17 protein-coding genes are annotated in these 16,140 nt (G+C 68.7%); 16 read left to right on the top strand and 1 reads right to left on the bottom strand.

The window, feature by feature from the left end; genetic code table 11:
- Positions 1 to 3: 3 nt before the first annotated feature.
- The 8 genes from ACRWK8_RS24575 to ACRWK8_RS24540 all read left to right on the top strand — a co-directional run bounded on the left by ACRWK8_RS24575 (position 4) and on the right by ACRWK8_RS24540 (position 6,637).
- Positions 4 to 165: an ISAzo13-like element transposase-related protein gene (locus tag ACRWK8_RS24575; protein ID WP_431873021.1), complete on the top strand. Its 162-nt coding sequence runs from the start codon at positions 4 to 6 to the stop codon at positions 163 to 165.
- Between the two features lie 186 nt (positions 166 to 351).
- A complete protein-coding gene (locus tag ACRWK8_RS24570; RefSeq protein ID WP_431873018.1) occupies positions 352 to 1,083 on the top strand; it encodes an ABC transporter ATP-binding protein in 732 nt (243 codons plus the stop codon).
- 102 nt (positions 1,084 to 1,185) lie between these two features.
- On the top strand, positions 1,186 to 1,935 hold the full coding sequence (locus ACRWK8_RS24565; protein ID WP_431873017.1) for an SDR family NAD(P)-dependent oxidoreductase: 750 nt from the start codon (positions 1,186 to 1,188) through the stop codon (positions 1,933 to 1,935).
- Positions 1,932 to 2,978: a phosphotransferase family protein gene (locus ACRWK8_RS24560; RefSeq protein ID WP_431873016.1), complete on the top strand. Its 1,047-nt coding sequence runs from the start codon at positions 1,932 to 1,934 to the stop codon at positions 2,976 to 2,978. The genes ACRWK8_RS24565 and ACRWK8_RS24560 overlap by 4 nt, the downstream gene beginning before the upstream one ends.
- 100 nt (positions 2,979 to 3,078) lie before the next feature.
- Positions 3,079 to 4,059 (top strand): TIGR03617 family F420-dependent LLM class oxidoreductase, encoded by a 981-nt coding sequence (locus ACRWK8_RS24555; RefSeq protein WP_431873015.1) that lies wholly within the window; start codon positions 3,079 to 3,081, stop codon positions 4,057 to 4,059.
- Positions 4,056 to 4,541 (top strand): MaoC/PaaZ C-terminal domain-containing protein, encoded by a 486-nt coding sequence (locus ACRWK8_RS24550; RefSeq protein WP_431873014.1) that lies wholly within the window; start codon positions 4,056 to 4,058, stop codon positions 4,539 to 4,541. Before ACRWK8_RS24555 ends, ACRWK8_RS24550 begins: the two co-directional genes overlap by 4 nt.
- Positions 4,542 to 4,739: 198 nt before the next feature.
- Positions 4,740 to 5,771: an MBL fold metallo-hydrolase gene (locus ACRWK8_RS24545; RefSeq protein ID WP_431873013.1), complete on the top strand. Its 1,032-nt coding sequence runs from the start codon at positions 4,740 to 4,742 to the stop codon at positions 5,769 to 5,771.
- 77 nt (positions 5,772 to 5,848) lie between these two features.
- Positions 5,849 to 6,637, top strand: coding sequence for an SDR family NAD(P)-dependent oxidoreductase (locus ACRWK8_RS24540; RefSeq protein WP_431873012.1), 789 nt, complete (start codon positions 5,849 to 5,851; stop codon positions 6,635 to 6,637).
- A gap of 35 nt (positions 6,638 to 6,672) precedes the next feature.
- On the opposite strand, the gene ACRWK8_RS24535 is transcribed toward ACRWK8_RS24540, so the two are convergent.
- Positions 6,673 to 7,347, bottom strand: coding sequence for a TetR/AcrR family transcriptional regulator (locus ACRWK8_RS24535; RefSeq protein ID WP_431873011.1), 675 nt, complete (start codon positions 7,345 to 7,347; stop codon positions 6,673 to 6,675).
- Between the two features lie 95 nt (positions 7,348 to 7,442).
- Here ACRWK8_RS24535 and ACRWK8_RS24530 point away from each other — a divergent pair, with 95 nt between their 5' ends.
- The 8 genes from ACRWK8_RS24530 (at position 7,443) to ACRWK8_RS24495 (ending at position 16,072) form a co-directional block, all read left to right on the top strand.
- Positions 7,443 to 8,468, top strand: a complete 1,026-nt coding sequence (locus ACRWK8_RS24530; RefSeq protein WP_431873010.1) for an LLM class flavin-dependent oxidoreductase — start codon at positions 7,443 to 7,445, stop codon at positions 8,466 to 8,468.
- 117 nt (positions 8,469 to 8,585) lie between these two features.
- Entirely contained in the window at positions 8,586 to 9,401 is an 816-nt protein-coding gene (locus ACRWK8_RS24525; protein ID WP_431873009.1) for an ABC transporter ATP-binding protein, read from the top strand.
- Complete coding sequence (locus ACRWK8_RS24520; protein ID WP_431873008.1) at positions 9,398 to 11,398, top strand: AMP-dependent synthetase/ligase; 2,001 nt, start codon at positions 9,398 to 9,400, stop codon at positions 11,396 to 11,398. The genes ACRWK8_RS24525 and ACRWK8_RS24520 overlap by 4 nt, the downstream gene beginning before the upstream one ends.
- The gene (locus ACRWK8_RS24515; RefSeq protein ID WP_431873007.1) at positions 11,395 to 12,279 is read left to right on the top strand and encodes a branched-chain amino acid ABC transporter permease; all 885 of its coding nucleotides are present in this window, start codon (positions 11,395 to 11,397) and stop codon (positions 12,277 to 12,279) included. The genes ACRWK8_RS24520 and ACRWK8_RS24515 overlap by 4 nt, the downstream gene beginning before the upstream one ends.
- Entirely contained in the window at positions 12,280 to 13,338 is a 1,059-nt protein-coding gene (locus tag ACRWK8_RS24510) for a branched-chain amino acid ABC transporter permease (RefSeq protein ID WP_431873006.1), read from the top strand.
- 63 nt (positions 13,339 to 13,401) lie between these two features.
- Positions 13,402 to 14,673 carry an ABC transporter substrate-binding protein gene (locus tag ACRWK8_RS24505; RefSeq protein WP_431873005.1) on the top strand — a complete coding sequence of 424 codons (1,272 nt, stop codon included), beginning with the start codon at positions 13,402 to 13,404 and terminating at the stop codon, positions 14,671 to 14,673.
- Positions 14,667 to 15,557, top strand: a complete 891-nt coding sequence (locus ACRWK8_RS24500) for an ABC transporter ATP-binding protein (RefSeq protein WP_089336766.1) — start codon at positions 14,667 to 14,669, stop codon at positions 15,555 to 15,557. The genes ACRWK8_RS24505 and ACRWK8_RS24500 overlap by 7 nt, the downstream gene beginning before the upstream one ends.
- On the top strand, positions 15,554 to 16,072 hold the full coding sequence (locus ACRWK8_RS24495) for a glycine/sarcosine/betaine reductase selenoprotein B family protein (RefSeq protein WP_431873004.1): 519 nt from the start codon (positions 15,554 to 15,556) through the stop codon (positions 16,070 to 16,072). The genes ACRWK8_RS24500 and ACRWK8_RS24495 overlap by 4 nt, the downstream gene beginning before the upstream one ends.
- Positions 16,073 to 16,140: the final 68 nt, after the last annotated feature.

The following is a 16,140-nucleotide window of genomic DNA, read 5'->3' as shown; positions in this document are numbered from 1 at the left end:
GAGCTGAAGGTCTACGCCCGCCTCGACGAGGGCACCTACCCGGACAAGATCAAGGTCACCGACGCCGAGCTCGCCACCGTCCAGCTCCACGGCGACCCGTTCCACGCCGAATGGAACTACAACATCACGCCGCGACAGCAGGAACAGCAAACTACACCGATGTAATTCGCTACCGGGCCCTTACCTCGGGACGGAGGAGGACGAACCGGCGACCGGCTCGATCGCCGAGGGCAGCATGGCGGACCCGACCGGCGGTGGCAGCGACGACGACGGCCCGCCGGACGCCGTCACGAACGTGCACCCGGGGGCGGCCGGGACCCTGGAGCCGCCGGACACCACGAGGGATGCGACATGAGCGACCCGATCCTCGTCGTGGAAGACCTGAAGGTCAGCTACGGGCGGGTCGAGGCCGTCCGCGGCGTCTCCTTCTCCGCGACGCAGGGCTCGTTGGTCACGCTCGTGGGAGCCAACGGCGCAGGCAAGTCCTCGGTCATCAACGCGGTCAGCGGCATGCTGCGGCCCGCGGACGGCCGGATCACCTTCGAGGGCAAGGACGTCACCCGGACCCCGTCGCACCGGCTCGTCGCCCGCGGGCTGGTCCAGGTGCCGGAGGGCCGGCAGATCCTGGCCACGCTGACCATCGAGGAGAACCTCCGGATGGGGGCGTGGCACACCGGTGCCACCGCGCAGCAGGCCATCGACGAGATGTACGAACGGTTCCCGGTGCTCGCCGAGCGCCGAGCACTGCCGGCGGGCGCCCTCTCCGGCGGCGAGCAGCAGATGCTCGCCATCGCGCGGGCGCTGGTGGCCAAGCCGACGGTGATGCTCATGGACGAGCCGTCGATGGGCCTGGCGCCCAAGATCGTCGACGAGGTCTTCCGCGTCATCGGGGAGATCCGGGCCTCCGGCACGACGGTGGTGCTCGTCGAGCAGAACGCCCGCCGGGCGCTGCGCGCCGCCGACCACGGCTACGTGCTGCAGACCGGGTCGATCGTGCACTCCGGTCCCGCGGCCGACCTGTTGGCCGACGAGCGCATCGTCGAGGCCTACCTCGGGATCGAGACCGGGCCCGAACGGTCCTGACGGCGGCAAAGCCGTAGCCGACTGTCGAGAGCGTGCCCAACTGTTGACGCCCTTGTCAGTTTCTAGGCAGTATCGCCGGTCTACGACTGGTGGGAGGCAACCGTGGGAGCGGCGGCGGACTTCACGGGCAAGGTGGCGCTCGTGACCGGGGGAAGCCGTGGTCTGGGCCGGGAGATGGCACTGGCGCTCGCGGCGGCCGGTGCGGACGTCATCGTGGCCAGCCGGAACGTCCAGGCCTGCCGAGCGGTCGCTGACGAGGTGGAGGCGCTCGGCCGTTCGGCCCTCCCGTACGCCTGCCACGTCGGGAGGTGGAATGACCTCGACGGTCTCGTCGATGCCTCGTACGCCCGCTTCGGACAGGTCGACGTGCTCGTCAACAACGCCGGCAAGTCGCCTCCGTATCCGTCGCTCGGCGACGTCACCGAAGCGATGTACGACAGCGTGGTCGGCCTCAACCTGAAGGGACCCTTCCGGCTGTCCGTGCTGGTCGGCACCCGGATGTTCCAGGGCGCCGGAGGCAGCATCGTCAACATCTCCAGCGTTGCGTCGCTCCGCCCCCGCCCTGACGTCGTGCCGTACGCCGCGGCCAAGGCCGGGCTCAATGCGACGACGATCGCGCTGGCTCACGCCTTCGCGCCGAAGGTGCGGGTCAACGCCATCGTTCCCGGAGGCTTCCGCACTGACATCAGCAGGTCCTGGACGCCCGAGTTCGCCGCGGACCTGGCCGGACAGGCGGCGCTCGGACGCCTGGGGGAGCCGCGCGAGATCGTCGGAGCCGCACTGTTCCTGGCCGGTGAGACCTCCAGTTTCACCACCGGTGCGCTGCTCACCGTCGACGGCGGAACGGCATGAGCTCGGCGATGTCTGGCCCGCGCAGGGCCGACGCCGAGGCCATCCGGCCTCGCCTGCAGCGGTGGGCCGAGGCCGTCGTGCAGCCTGATGCCCGCGTCGAGGCGGTCCATCCCATGCCGGGCAACTCCGGAATCAGTTTCGCGTTCACCGTGGGGGGCGGCCACGGCCCGGCGCAGTCCTTCGTCATCCGGCTGGCGCCTCCCGGGGTGCGCCGTCGGGGCAACACGGACGTCCTCCGGCAGCTGCCGCTCCTCCGTACCTTGCACGAGCACTCGGTGCCCATCGCCCAGGTGCGGTGGTGGACTGACGACCCGGAGTGGTTCGGGACGGACGCGCTCGTCCAGGAGTACGTCCCGGCGCTGCCGCTGCATATGACGGACACATCGCTCAGCGCCCGCGTACCCGAGTCACGGGTGCCCGTGCTGCTCGACCGCGCGGTGGACACGCTCGTCGCGATTCACCGGGTGCCGGTCGGATCGCTGTCCGGCTGGGAGGCGCCGCGGTCCATCGACACCGAGCTCTCGTTCTGGGACGACGTATTGCGGTCAGCCGACGACGCCGACTGGCTCGCGGCGAGCCGAGAGCTGCGGACACACCTGGCCGACGCCGCACCGGCTACCCCACGGACGGGCCTGTTCCACGGCGACTACCAGACCAACAACGTCCTCTTCGACGAGGGCGAGCAGGTGGCTGCGGTGGTCGACTGGGAGATCGCAGGCCTCGGACCCCAGGGGCTCGACCTCGGCTGGCTGATGATGATGTGCGACCCGACGTGCTGGCATCCGAGCTACCGGGAACGGATGCGCGTCGTGGCGCGGCCGCGGGACTTGCTCCGCCGTTACGAGGCCACGTCCGCCGCTCGGGTGGACCGGCCGGGCTGGTACCAGGCTCTCGCGTGCTATCGATTCGGCGCGATCGCCGCCTACAACTACCGCCTGCACCGGACGGGGCGGCGGGTCGACGAGTTGTACGCCGTCATGGCGCCGTCCGTCGGCGCCCTGTTCGCGCGGGGCATGCAGCTGCTGCGCGAGCCCGACGGGTAGGTGACGTGGACCACCGGTCCGTCTCGCCGGTCAACGGGAACTTCTCCTTCGAGGTCCGAGGCCACGAGGTCCGATCCATCCACCACGCTTCGGAGGGCAGATGAAGTTCGACCTCAATCTCGTCACCGCAACACTGGCCGAGATGCCGGGACGAGTCGAGCAGGCGCGTTCGGCCGGCTACGACGGGCTCTTCGTCGCCGAGACCCGGCAGGATCCGTTCCCGGCCCTGGCGATCGCCGGTAGCAGGGTGAGCGACATTGATATCGGCACCTCGATCGCGCTCGCGTTCACCCGCAGTCCGATGACGACGGCCGTCACGTCCTGGGAGCTGCAGCGTGCCGACGGACGTTTCATCCTCGGACTGGGCAGCCAGGTGCGGAAGCACATCGAGCGCCGCTTCTCGTGCGTCTACGACCCTCCGCTGCCTCGGATCCGCGAGTACGTCGCCGCGGTACGCCACATCTGGGGGGCCTTCCAAGGTGATCACCCGATGGACTTTCGCGGAGAGTTCTACACCTTGGACTTCCTGCCCGAGGCGGTCAATCCGGGGCCGATCGAGCACCCGCAGCCAAAGATCTATCTGGCCTCCCTCGGGCCGATCATGTACAAGACGGCGGGCAGCGTGGCCGACGGGGCGTTCGTGCATCCCCTGCACACGGTGAACTATCTCAAGGAGGTGGCCCAGCCCGCGATCGCCGAGGGGCTGGCGACGCAGGGCAAGGACCGAGGCGACTTCGCGTTGTCGGTCACCGTGTTCACGGTGGTGGGTGCCGGCGCATCGGTTGACCGGATGCGTGAGACGGTGCGCAGCCAGCTGGCCTTCTACGGCTCGACACCTACCTACCGGCGCGTGCTGGAGCATGCGGGGTGGGAGGCTGTCGGGGAGCGACTGCAAGCTTTGCTCAAGGCCGGTCGGCACGCCGAGATGCCGGCCGAGGTGTCCGACGACATGCTCGACGACTTCTGCATCGCCGCCGGGACGTGGCCGGAGGCGGCTGAGGTCGCCCGCGCGCGTTACGCGGGTGTCGCGGATCGCGTCTCGTTCTACAACCTGCCGGAGCCGGGGCAGACTCTCACGTGAGTGACAAACAGCTGCCGATCCCGCCCGGCGATCTGCGCGATGTCTACGGGGATGACATCGAGGTGGGGATCGATCTCCCGACGGGTGCCCACACCGTGACCGCGGAGGAGATCGTCGACTTCGCGAGCATGTGGGATCCGCAGTTCTTCCACGTGGACGCGGATGCAGCTGCCCACGGGTACTTCGGCGAGCTCATCGCCAGCGGGATTCACACGCTCGCCGTCCACCAACGGCTCGCGGTCGAGTCGCACTTCGCGCGCTGGAACGTCATCGCCGGAAAAGGCATCCGGGACCTGCGCTTCCTGGTGCCCGTACGCGCCGGAGACCGACTCACGGGCCGCCTCGTCGTCGACTCCCTTGAGAGGGACGGCCGCGGACGGGCCAGTATCCGGATCCGTGCCGAGCTGACCAATCAGCATGGTCAGATCGTGATGGAACTGACCATGGACACGCTCATCCTCATGAGACCCGAGACGCCATAGGCGCTGGAGTCGCTGCTCATGAGGTTGATGTGCATCTGCGGTCCGTTGTCGGGTCGGACGCCGCTTCGCCGGCCAACACGGAGCAGATCCGCTCCCACGACACAACCGGACAACCCGGACTCTCGCGCCCGCGCGGCAATAACTGATACACATGTCAACATGACTCCGGTGGTGGCCTCGGGCCAGGGTGCGTGACCTGTGAGTGACCGCGGCGGCAGGGACAGCTGGGCGGACGAAGGCGTCTTCGAGGTGGCGTCCGGGGTGCATCGGATCCCCCTTCCACTGCCCAGCGACGGACTTCGCGCGGTCAACGTGTACGTCGTCGCGGGGGACGACGGGCCTGTGCTGATCGACTCGGGTTGGGCGATCGCCGCGGCCCGGGAGCAACTCGAGAACGGCTTGCGCCAGCTGGGCCACGAGTTGCGGGATGTCCGCCGATTCCTGGTCACCCACGCCCATCGCGACCACTACGAGCAGGCCGTCCATCTCCGCCGGGAGTTTGGTACGGCGGTGAGCCTGGGCGCAGGTGAGCAGCCGTCGCTGGAGCTGCTCCAGCGGGCGGAGGGCCACCCGTTCGACCCGCAGCTGCGGCTCCTCGCCGCACTGGGGGCAGCATCGCTCGCCGAGACCATCGCCGCCCAGGTGGCCACGATTGGGGCCGCCCCTGAGGACTGGCAGTCGCCGGACACATGGCTCCATGACGGCGACATCGCGCTCGCGGGAGACCGTGCGTTGTCGGTCGTCCCGACACCCGGGCACACGACGGGTCACGTCGTCTTCCACGACCCGACGGACGCGCTGCTGTTCACCGGAGACCACGTGCTCCCGACCATCACGCCGTCGGTGGGCTTCGAACCGGTCCTGTCCCCGACCGCGCTGAGTGACTTCCTGGGATCGCTAGCGCGGGTTCGGCAGTTGCCGGACGCGCTCATGCTCCCGGCGCACGGGCCGGTGTCGCCGAGCGTGCACGCGCGGGTCGACGAGCTGTTGGAGCACCACGACGTTCGGCTGGCGCAGACGCTTCGGTACGTCGGAGCGGGCGCTGAGACCGGCTTCTCGGTCGCGAGTTCCCTCCGGTGGACCCGTCACGAGCGTCGGTTGGACGAGCTCAACCCGTTCAACCAGCTCCTCGCCCTGGCTGAGACGGCCGCCCACCTCGACCTGCTGGTCGCACAGGGCCGGATCACCTGCACGACCGAGGACGGAGTTCGCCACTACGAGGCCTCGTGACCACTTCTGCATCGGTGGAGCGGTCCCACATGCCCGCACACGCCACCGACCGGTGGCTTTCCCAGAAAGGACACCGCATGTCGGATCTGTTGGACCTCAAAGGGCGGGTGGCCATGGTCACCGGCGCAGGTCAAGGCGTCGGCAGGCAGGTCGCGCTCGATCTCGCCACCCACAACGCCGGCGTCGTCATCGTCAACGACTTCTTCGAGGAGCGGGCCGCAACCGTCGCCGAGGAGATCGAGGCTGCCGGCGCCAAGGCCGTCCCGGTGTCGTTCGACGTGACCGACTACGCGGAGGTGCAGGCGGGTGTCGCCGCGGTCGCGGCGGCGAGCGGTCCGGTCGACATTCTCGTCAACAACGCCGGGAACGCCGGGCCCGAGCACTCGATCTCCGATGCACGGCAGTTCTGGGAGACCGGACCGGAGGAGTGGGCCCCGTGGATCGGCTCGAACTTCTTCGGTGTCCTGAACTGCGCCCGTGCGGTGGTTCCCGAGATGGTGTCTCGCGGATACGGGCGGATCGTCACCGTCATCTCCGATGCGGGGCGGGTCGGGGAGCCGAATCTCGTCGTCTACTCGGGTGCGAAGGCCGGCGCGGCCGGCTTCACGCGCGGGCTGGCCAAGGCCGTCGGGCGGCACGGCGTGACCGCCAACTGCATCGCTCTCTCGGCGATGCGGACGCCCGCCGTCGAGCCCTTGCTCGCCGACCCGGAAGCGGTTCGCAAGATGCTGCGCAGCTATGTCATCAAGCGGCTGGGCGAGCCCTCGGACGCCTCCGCCATGGCGCTGTTCCTTGCCTCGGACGCCGCGTCCTGGATCACCGGGCAGACCTACCCGGTGAACGGCGGGTACGCCTTCTCGCAGTGAGGCGGCCGATGGCCCCGGCCGACACCGGCGGGGCTCTACTGGGACACGGCGTGCAGGGAGCTGGCGGGCGCACCGTTCGACAGGTACCCGACGGCGCGGCCCCACACGGTCACGATGTGGTCGACCAGTTCGTCCTGGGGCCACGAGCGGCCCCGCAGGTATCGAGCGGCGCAGGCCTCGTCGACCATGCCGGCGAGGAGCTCCGCCAGGAGCGCCGGCCGCATCCCAGCGATCCTGGCCTCGGTCCCCGAGCTTTCGATGCCTCGCTTGATCTTCTGGACGAATTGCCGGCGGTAGTCGTCCCGGGTCCGGGTGAACCGCGGGTTGGAGAGGGCCATCTCGTCGAGGAGGCGCCACAGGTCCACGTTCTCCGCGAACCCGGACACGTAGCGCGCGACGGTGGCACGGACGCTCGCGAGAGGGGTGTCCCGCCGCCAGACGCTGCGGGACTGCTCCTTGAGGTCGGCCCACATGTCTTCGAGCAGCTGGGAGTAGATGTCCTCCTTGTTCTCGAAGTAGAGGTAGAAGGTGCCGTGGGCCCGGCCGGCGGCACGGGCGATCTGCGCGACGGTGGCCCGGGCGTACCCCTGCTCCTTCAGGACGGTCCGGGCAGCCGCGAGCAACGCCCGCCTCGTCGCTTCGGTGCGTCGCTGCTGCCCGCTCAGCGGCGGCAGGACTTCCGGCCGGTCGACGGTCTGCCGAGATGTCATTGCTTTCCCGTTCGTCGTGTGACCCGAGTTGCTCACGGTCGTATGGCATCCCGGCGGGGCAGCGCCCACTCACTCAAGGATCTCAGAGGTTACTGATGTCGCAGCTCTCAGCGCGGGCCGGAATCACCCTTGGGGTGCAGAACGGTCTACGGGTGGAACACCTTCCCGAGTTCGCCAGGCGGGCCGAGGAACTCGGCTTCACGGAGATCTGGAGCGAGGAAGCGGGAGGCGGCGATGCGGTGACGGGCATCGCCGCCGCCGCCGTCACGACCAGCACCGTGGCGCTCGGCACGGGGATCATCCCGGTGTTCGGAAGAGCTCCGGCGGTCGTCGCCATGGAGGCGGCGAGCCTGCAGCTGTTGTCCGGCGGGCGGTTCCGGCTCGGTCTCGGTGCGTCAACGCCCACGATCGCGACCTCTTGGCGCGGTGAGGTCTACGAGCGCCCGCTCACGCGGCTGCAGGAGTACGTCGACGTCGTCCGGCGACTGCTGGCCGGAGAGAAGGTGACCCATCACGGTCAGGTGCGCCTCGACGGCTTCCGCTTGCAGCTGCCCTCACCGCTGCCTCCGGTGCCGCCGGTCTACCTGGCAGCACTGGGGGAGCGGGCGCTCGCTCTCGCAGGGCGGAACGCCGACGGTGTGATCCTCGGGAACATGACGCCGTCCGGGATCGCCCACAGCGCGCAGCTGGTGCGAAACGCGGCCGCCGACAGCAACAGGGCGCCGGAGGACGTCGATGTCATCGCCCGGGTCAGCGTGCTCGTGGACGACGACGTGGCGCGAGCTCGGGCGAGGGTGGGTCGCATCGCCGGCTTCTACCTGAGCAGTGACGTCTACCGCAGATCGCTCACCCGGCAGGGCTTCGGCGTGGAGGTCGAGCGCTTCGCCGATCGGTGGGACGCCGGCGAACGCAGCCGAGCGGTCGAGGAACTGGACGACGAGATCCTCAGCGCGTTCGCCGTCTTCGGAGACGAGGCGACGGTCAGGCGCCGGATCGCGCAGTTCCGAGAGGCCGGGCTCGACGCTCCGATCTTGTACCCGATCGTTCCCCTGGACGGGGTCGATGACGGAGACGTGCTGAACCGGACGCTGGCCGTGGTCGCCGGACTCCGTGGCGTCTGAGCGTGGCCGAGGTCACAACACGGCTTCGATTCGAGTTGTGGACCGGCAACTCTTGACACGAGTGTCAGTTATGCCACAGCCTCCTGGAACCGCCCCACCCGACAGGGAGATCGCTTCGTGCAGCCAGCAACCGCGAGCCAATCGACCACTGCTGACCGCCTACCGCCGCCGGCGCTCAGCGCCGAGGGACTATCGCTCGCCTTCGGCGGCGTGAAGGCCTTGCAGGACGTCACGATGGAGCTCCGGAAGAGCGAGCTGCTCGCCGTGATCGGGCCGAATGGCGCGGGGAAGACATCGCTCCTGAACTGCCTCACCGGGTTCTACCGGCCACAGCAGGGTCGGGTCGTGCTCAACGGCGACAAGGTGATCTCGGGACTGCCGACGCACAAGATCGCGCGGCTGGGCGTGAGCCGCACGTTCCAGGGGACGCACCTGTTCACCGGGATGACGGTTCTCGACAACATCATGATCGGCCGCTACTCCCACATGCGGACCAACCTGGCGCAGGCATTCCTCTACGTGCCGTGGACGCGCCGCGAGGAAGTGCAGCACCGCGAGTTCGTCGAGGACATCATCGACTTCCTCGAGATCACCACCGTGCGCAAGCGGGTCGTCGGTGAGCTCGGCTACGGCCTGCGCAAGCGGGTCGACCTGGCTCGTGCGTTGGCGATGGAGCCCGCGGTCCTCCTGATGGACGAGCCGATGGCCGGTATGAACCTGGAGGAGAAAGAGGACCTCGCCCGGTTCATCCTCGACGTCCGCGAGGCGCGCGGCATCCCCATCGTCATCGTCGAGCACGACATGGCCGTGGTCATGGACATCGCCGACCGGATCGTCGTCCTCGACTTCGGTCGCAAGATCAGCGAGGGCACACCCGCCGAGGTCAGCGGGGACCCGGTCGTCATCAAGGCATACCTCGGGGAGGCGCATTGAGCGCGCACGGCTCGACCGCGACGGCTGCCGCCGCCGACACCGGGACCGAGGCCACAGCCCGCACCCTGCCGCAGATCCTGCTGGAGCAGGCACGGCAACGGCCGACTGAGGTCGCGCAGCGCGAGAAGGACTTCGGTCTGTGGCGCCCCTACACGTGGACGGAGGTCGTGGCCCAGGTCCGGAACCTCGCGCTCGGCCTCCGGGAACTCGGGCTCCAGCGCGGTGAGACCGTCGGGATCATCGGGGAGAACGAGGTCGAGCACTTCTGGACCGAGTACGCGGTCCAGGCGCTCGGCGGCAAGGTCGTCTCGATGTACCCCGACCTCACGTCGGAGGAAGCCAAGTTCCTGCTGGAGGACTCCGAGGCCGTCGTCGTGGTCGCGGAGGATCAGGAGCAGGTGGACAAGATCCTCGAGATCCTCGACGGGCTGCCCGCGGTCCGTGCGGTCGTCTACTGGGACGACCGCGGCATGTGGTCCTATCACGACACCCAGCTCAAGACCTTCCAGCAGGTCCAGTCCGCGGGGGAGAAGGTCCACGAGGCGCAGCCTGAGCTCTTCGAGACCATCGTCGACCAGGGCAGCCCCGACGACGTCGCCGTCCTGAGCTACACATCCGGCACCACGGGCCGCCCGAAGGGCGTCGTGACCACCCATCGGATGCTCGTGGACAACGCGTACCGGGTACTCGACGCCGTCCCGCTCAAGCCGGGGAGCGAGTACCTCAGCTACATCTCCCCGGCGTGGGCCACCGAGCAGATCTTCGGCGTCACGATGGGGCTCCTCGTGCCCTTCGTCCTCAACTTCCCGGAAGAGCCGGAGACGGTTCGGGAGAACATCCGCGAACTGGCCGTCGACGCCCTGGTCTTCAGCCCCCGGCAGTGGGAGAGTTTGGCTGCTTCCGTGCAGGGGAAGATGGCCGAAGCCGGCCGGGTGCGCCAGGCGATCTACGGGTGGGGCCTGAAGGCTGGGCACGCCTACAAGGTCGCGCTCCTCGACGGCCGACAGCCGGGCCTGCTGGCCAGGCTGAATCACGCGCTCGCCCACCGGGTCGTGCTCCGCCCCGTCCTGGACCAGCTGGGCCTAATCAAAGCCCGCTTCGCAGTCTCCGGCGGCTCCTCCATGGCGCCGGACGTCTTCCGCTTCTTCCACGCCCTGGGCGTCCCTCTGCGCAACATCTACGGCACCAGCGAGATGGGGCTGTTCACCCTGCACCAGGGCGACGCCTACAACGTGGAGACGGTCGGCCACTGGATGAAGACGCGACCCGCGATCGGGCCGCCGCTGGAATCGCGCATCAGCGAGGAGGGCGAGCTCCAGGTGCGCGGCGGAGCGGGCTTCTCCGGCTACTACAACCAGCCGGAGAAGAGCGCCGGGAAGTACACGCCGGACGGCTGGTTCATGACCGGCGACGCGGTCAGCGAGACCGACGACGGCGAACTGGTCTTCCTCGAGCGGCTCGAGGACATGCGCCGGCTGGCGACCGGCGTGCCGTTCCCACCCCAGTTCATCGAGATCCGGCTCCGCTTCAGCCCCTACATCCGCGACGTCATGGTGCTCGGGGACGAGACCCGCGACTTCGTGGCGGCGCTGGTCAACATCGACAGCGAGATGATCGGCAACTGGGCCGAGGAGCGGGGGATCGGTTACACGACCTTCCAGGACCTCTCCCAGAAGCCGCAGGTCCGGGAACTGATCCGTCGCGAGATCGACCGGATCACCGAGCTGCTGCCCGAGGGCAGTCGTGTACGGCGCTTCATCAACCTGCCCAAGGAACTCGACGCCGACGAGGGCGAGCTGACCCGTACCCGCAAGCTCCGCCGGGAGTTCCTCGAGGTCCGCTACAAGGCCCTCATCGACGGCATCTACGACGGCAGTTCCACCGTCGACGTCGAGATCGTCATCACCTATCAGGACGGCCGCAAGGGCGTGCTCCGTGCGACGACCGTCGCAACCGACGTCGACCAGCCCGTTGCGGGCGGAGAGGAGGTCCGGTGATCCAGCTCATCGAGTACGCCCTGAACGGGGCGTTGCTCGGACTCTTGTACGCGCTCATCGCCATGGGCTTCGTGGTGATCTACCGAGCGTCGAAGGTCTTCAACTTCGCCCAGGGCGAGCTGGTGGTGGTCGGCGCCTTCCTCGTCTGGTACTTCACCCTCGATCTCGGGCTGCCGCTCTACGTGGGGCTCGTCCTGGCGCTCATCGGTGCGGCGATCTTCGGACTCATCATCGAACCGCTGCTGTTTCGGCGCCTGGTGGGTCAGTCCACCTTCGCGATGGTCATGGTGACGATCGGCCTGCTGATCCTGCTGCGCGGTCTCGTCCTGGTCGTCTTCGGGCCGTCGGTCCGGCCGTTCCCGGCGCTCATCTCCACCTCTCCGGTGACGATCGGCGACATCACCCTCAACCGGGGCCTGCTCTACGGCGGGATCTTCACGATCCTGCTCGCGATCGGTGTCTCCCTGTACTTCTCGCGGACCCGGCCGGGCCTGCGGATGACGGTCGTCGCCGAGGACCACCAGATCGCCCAGTCCATGGGCATCTCGGTCCGGCGTTCCATCGCCTACGCCTGGGCCATGGGCATGGTCCTGTCGACCCTCGCCGCCGTCTTCTACCTGAACGGCAAGTCGGTCACCTTCCTGGTCTCGGAAATCGGCTTCGCGGCCCTGCCCGTCGCGCTGCTGGCCGGTCTCGAGTCGGTGGGCGGGCTCATCCCGGCCGGGATCATCGTCGGGGTGGCCCAGGGGCTCGCCGCCGGCTACATCGACCCGCTCATCGGCGGCAGCTTCTCGGCCGTCTTCCCGTACCTGGTCATGGTGGCCATCCTCTTCCTCCGGCCGTCGGGTCTCTTCGGCTGGCGAATCGTGGAGAGGGTCTAGATGTCCATGCAGCCGGCGGGCGTCTTCGCCCAGAGCTACGTGCGGGACATGGCGATATTCCGCACCTGGAAGCAGGCCCTGGCCCTCGGGATCTTCGTGGCGGCGCTGCTCCTCGTCCCCGCGGTCCTCGGTGCGCGATACGTCGCCATCGCCAACATCATGCTGATCACCGGGGTCGTGGTCCTGGGACTGCAGATCACCACCGGTTTCGCGGGGCAGGTGAACCTCGGCCAGGCGGCATTCATGGGAATGGGCGCCTACACGGCAGCGGCGTTGTCCTCGGGGCAGCAGTGGCCGTTCCTGGTCACCGTTCCGATCGCCGGCATCGTCGCGGCTCTGTTCGGTGCCATCTTCGGACTGGCGGCCGTCCGGATCCGTGGCTTCTACCTGGCGCTGACGACGATCGCGGCGCAGTTCATCTTCGTCTTCGCCGTCCTCAACCTGCCCTCCTCCTGGACCGGCGGGGCGCAGGGGTTGCGGGTCGAGACCGCGACGATCTTCGGTTTCGCGTTCGACACCGACAACCGCATGTACTACCTGATCCTCGCCGTCACCGCGATCATGACGGTGGGTGCGTACGGGATCACCCGGAGCCGGCACGGGCGGGCCTTCGTCGCCGTCCGGGACGACGACCTGGCGGCGGGCTTCACCGGCGTGAACGTGGTGGGCACGAAGGCGACGGCCTTCTTCGTCGGAGCGTTCTACGCCGGGATCGGGGGTGCGCTCTGGGCCTACTACATCCGGTTCGTCGCCGCCGACCAGTTCACCCTGTTCAACTCGGTGTACTACATGGGAATGGTCATCGTCGGCGGCCTGGGATCGATCGCGGGTGCATTCGTCGGCGTGTTCCTCATCCGCTCCGCCCAGGAGATCCTCACCGCGGTCGGACCTTCCATCGCGGACGTGTTCCCGGCGCTGGGCAGCAGCGTCGTGTTCGCCAGCGTGAACATCTTCCTGGGCGTGGCGATCGCGCTCATGCTGATCCTCGAACCCCGCGGCGTGATGCACAGGTACAACATCTTCAAACGCGCCTACCGATTGTGGCCGTATCCGCATTAGCGAAAGCCAGAGTCCGTTGCTCCTCCGATCCACCCCCGGCTACTCCTAGAGATGGAGAAAAGAATGGCGAGCAAGAGAAGCGGTCGCGTCCTCGCGGCCACCGTGGCTGCGACCACCCTGCTGACCGCCTGTGGCGGTGACGACGAGGGCGGCGGCGGCGGAGGCGGCGGCGGCGACGCGTCGGGAGGCACGAGCTACAACCAGGCGTGGCTGGTCGACTTCTCCGGGCCGTACGCCGACGTCTACGACGAGCTGCAGGCCGCCCGCGAGGCGACCAACGACTGGTGGAACGACACGGTTGGCAGCGAGATCGGCGTGCAGCTGGAGGGAGAGGTCTACGACCACCGGTACGACGCCGCGCAGGTCGCGAGCCTCTGGCCGGGCATCCTCTCCGACATCGAGCCGATCATGGCGATGGGCGTCGGCGGTCCCGACGTCGCCGCACTCCAGCAGCGGCTGCCCAGCGACAAGGTGCCGATGCTCATGAACACGGCCGGCTACGGCTACGCCTGGGAGCCGGACCAGTGGGTGTTCAACCCGCGGGCCACCTACGTCCACGAGGCCGCCGGCTTCGTCTCCTGGTTCCAGGAGGACCGGGGGATGGACGAGCCGGTGAAGGTCGCCATGGTCTCCTCCGAGGCGTCCCCCGCCTACGTCGACATGGTCGACGGCATGGAGGGCTTCGCGGAGAACAACCCGGACGTGGCCGAGCTCGTGGCGGTGGAGTTCGCCGAGGTCCAGCCGGCCGACCTCACGAGCCAGGTGCGGCGGATCGTCGACGCCGAGGCAGACGTGATCCTCATCCAGACGAACACCACGCAGGCAGTCGTCACCAAGCAGGCCCTGGCGTCGCTCAACGCGGAGATCCCGATCATGTTGAGCTCGCACAACAGCCTCCAGGCCACGGGTGACGCGGCCGGTGGGCTGGAGAACCTCGAGGGCGACTTCGAGTCCTTCGGCTTCGTCGTGCCGGCCGAGGAAGAGGGCGAGGCGTACGACTTCTACAAGATGCTCACCGAGGACTACGGCCTGGAGGCGGACTGGACGGTGCCCACGGTCCAGGGCATCGCGCACCAGCTGTACGCGAACCGGGTCGTCGAGCAGGCGGTCGAGACGGTGGGTGCCGAGAACCTCACCGGCCAGGCCATCTACGACGCCATCCTCGAGGCCGAGCTGACCGCCGACGACATGTTCGGGTTCCTCCCCAACCTGGACTGGACGCCGGAGGCGCCGTTCCCGACCAGCGGGCTCACCACCAGCGTCGGAACCGTCACCGACGGGGTGTACTCCCGAGCCGCGCTGGAGCACGAGATCCCGGAGCTCGACAAGTGGTAGCAGGTCCCGCGGCACGGTCCGGGGGTGCCCTCGCCGAGGGCGCCCCCGGGTCGGCGCCATCCACAGCAGACCAGGGCGGCCCCGGCGGGTCGCCGCTCCTCGAGCTCAGCAACGTCGAGGTGACCTACAGCGGGGTCATCCTGGTCCTCAAGGGCATCAACATCACGGTGCCCCAGCGGGGCTGCGTGGCGCTGCTGGGCCCCAACGGCGCCGGCAAGAGCACGACCCTCAAGGCTGTCTCGGGCGTGCTCAAGACCGAAGAGGGTCTCGTCAGCGCCGGGCAGGTGCGGTTCGCCGGCGAGCGGATCGACACGCTCGCCGCCGAACGGACGGTCCGGAAGGGCATCCTCCACGTGATGGAGGGCCGCAAGGTCCTCGAGCACATGACTGTCGAGCAGAACCTCGTGGCCGGTGGGCACCTCCAGCGCAGCAAGGACGCCAAGGAGTCGCTCGAGCTGACCTACGAGTACTTCCCGCGGCTGGCCGACCTGCGCGGCCGGACGTCGGGCTATCTCTCCGGCGGCGAGCAGCAGATGCTGGTCATCGGCCGGGCGCTGATGGCCAGGCCGAAGCTCATGATGATCGACGAGCCGTCCCTCGGCCTGGCGCCGCTCATGGTGGAGGAGATCTTCTCGATCCTGCACCGGCTCCGGCAGGAGGATCTGGCCCTGGTGATCGTGGAGCAGAACACCGCCGCGGCCCTCGCCCTGGCCGACTACGGGTATGTCCTCGACAACGGGCGCATCGTGCTGGACGGCACGGCCGAGAGCCTCCGCTCCAACGAGGACATCCGCGAGTTCTACCTGGGCCTCGGGGCCACCGGTGAGCGCAAGAGCTTCCGCGACATCAAGCACTACCGTCGCCGGAAGCGGTGGCTGGGGTGAGCGGCGAGGGCGGGGACGCCGGTCAGGGCGGTCCGGCCCCGGTCGACTACATCGCCCGGACCCGGGACACGTACACGAAGCTGGGTTATCAGCCCTACGCCTGGGTCCACAGCGACGAGGACCCGCCCATGGCCGAGCTGCCGAAGCCGCTGTCGGAGTGCCGCCTCGGCGTCGCCTCCTCCGGAGGCGTGTACCGGGTCGGGCAGGTGGCCTTTCACTACAAGGACGACACCTCCTTCCGGGCGATCGACACCGCGGTGCCGACGTCGGAGCTCCGGGTGACCCACTTCGCGTACGACACCACGGACGCGCGACGCGATCCCAACTGCGTCCTGCCCCTGGACCCCCTGCGGGACCTCGTGTCCCGAGGGCGGATCGGCGAGCTCGCGCCGACCGCCTTCGGGTTCATGGGCGGCGTCTACTCCGCGCGCCGGGTGCGGGAGCAGCTCGCGCCCGAGCTGGCCCGGCACATGGTGGCCCAGGAGATCGACGCCGCCCTGCTGGTGCCCGTCTAGCCGGTCTGCCATCAGTCAGTTGGACTGATCGCGCGTCATCTCGAGGCCGCGGGCATCCCCACGGTCAC

The sequence above is a fragment of the Nocardiopsis eucommiae genome, from assembly GCF_965344335.1.
In the GTDB taxonomy this organism is placed as follows: domain Bacteria; phylum Actinomycetota; class Actinomycetes; order Streptosporangiales; family Streptosporangiaceae; genus Nocardiopsis; species Nocardiopsis eucommiae.
This window is presented reverse-complemented; position numbering and strand designations above follow the sequence as displayed.

Coding starts and splice junctions, on each gene's coding strand:
- ACRWK8_RS24570 (WP_431873018.1), top strand. CDS start 352: ATGAGCGACCCGATCCTCGTCGTGGAAGACCTGAAGGTCAGCTACGGG.
- ACRWK8_RS24560 (WP_431873016.1), top strand. CDS start 1,932: ATGAGCTCGGCGATGTCTGGCCCGCGCAGGGCCGACGCCGAGGCCATC.
- ACRWK8_RS24555 (WP_431873015.1), top strand. CDS start 3,079: ATGAAGTTCGACCTCAATCTCGTCACCGCAACACTGGCCGAGATGCCG.
- ACRWK8_RS24540 (WP_431873012.1), top strand. CDS start 5,849: ATGTCGGATCTGTTGGACCTCAAAGGGCGGGTGGCCATGGTCACCGGC.
- ACRWK8_RS24535 (WP_431873011.1), bottom strand. CDS start 7,347: ATGACATCTCGGCAGACCGTCGACCGGCCGGAAGTCCTGCCGCCGCTG.
- ACRWK8_RS24530 (WP_431873010.1), top strand. CDS start 7,443: ATGTCGCAGCTCTCAGCGCGGGCCGGAATCACCCTTGGGGTGCAGAAC.
- ACRWK8_RS24510 (WP_431873006.1), top strand. CDS start 12,280: ATGTCCATGCAGCCGGCGGGCGTCTTCGCCCAGAGCTACGTGCGGGAC.
- ACRWK8_RS24505 (WP_431873005.1), top strand. CDS start 13,402: ATGGCGAGCAAGAGAAGCGGTCGCGTCCTCGCGGCCACCGTGGCTGCG.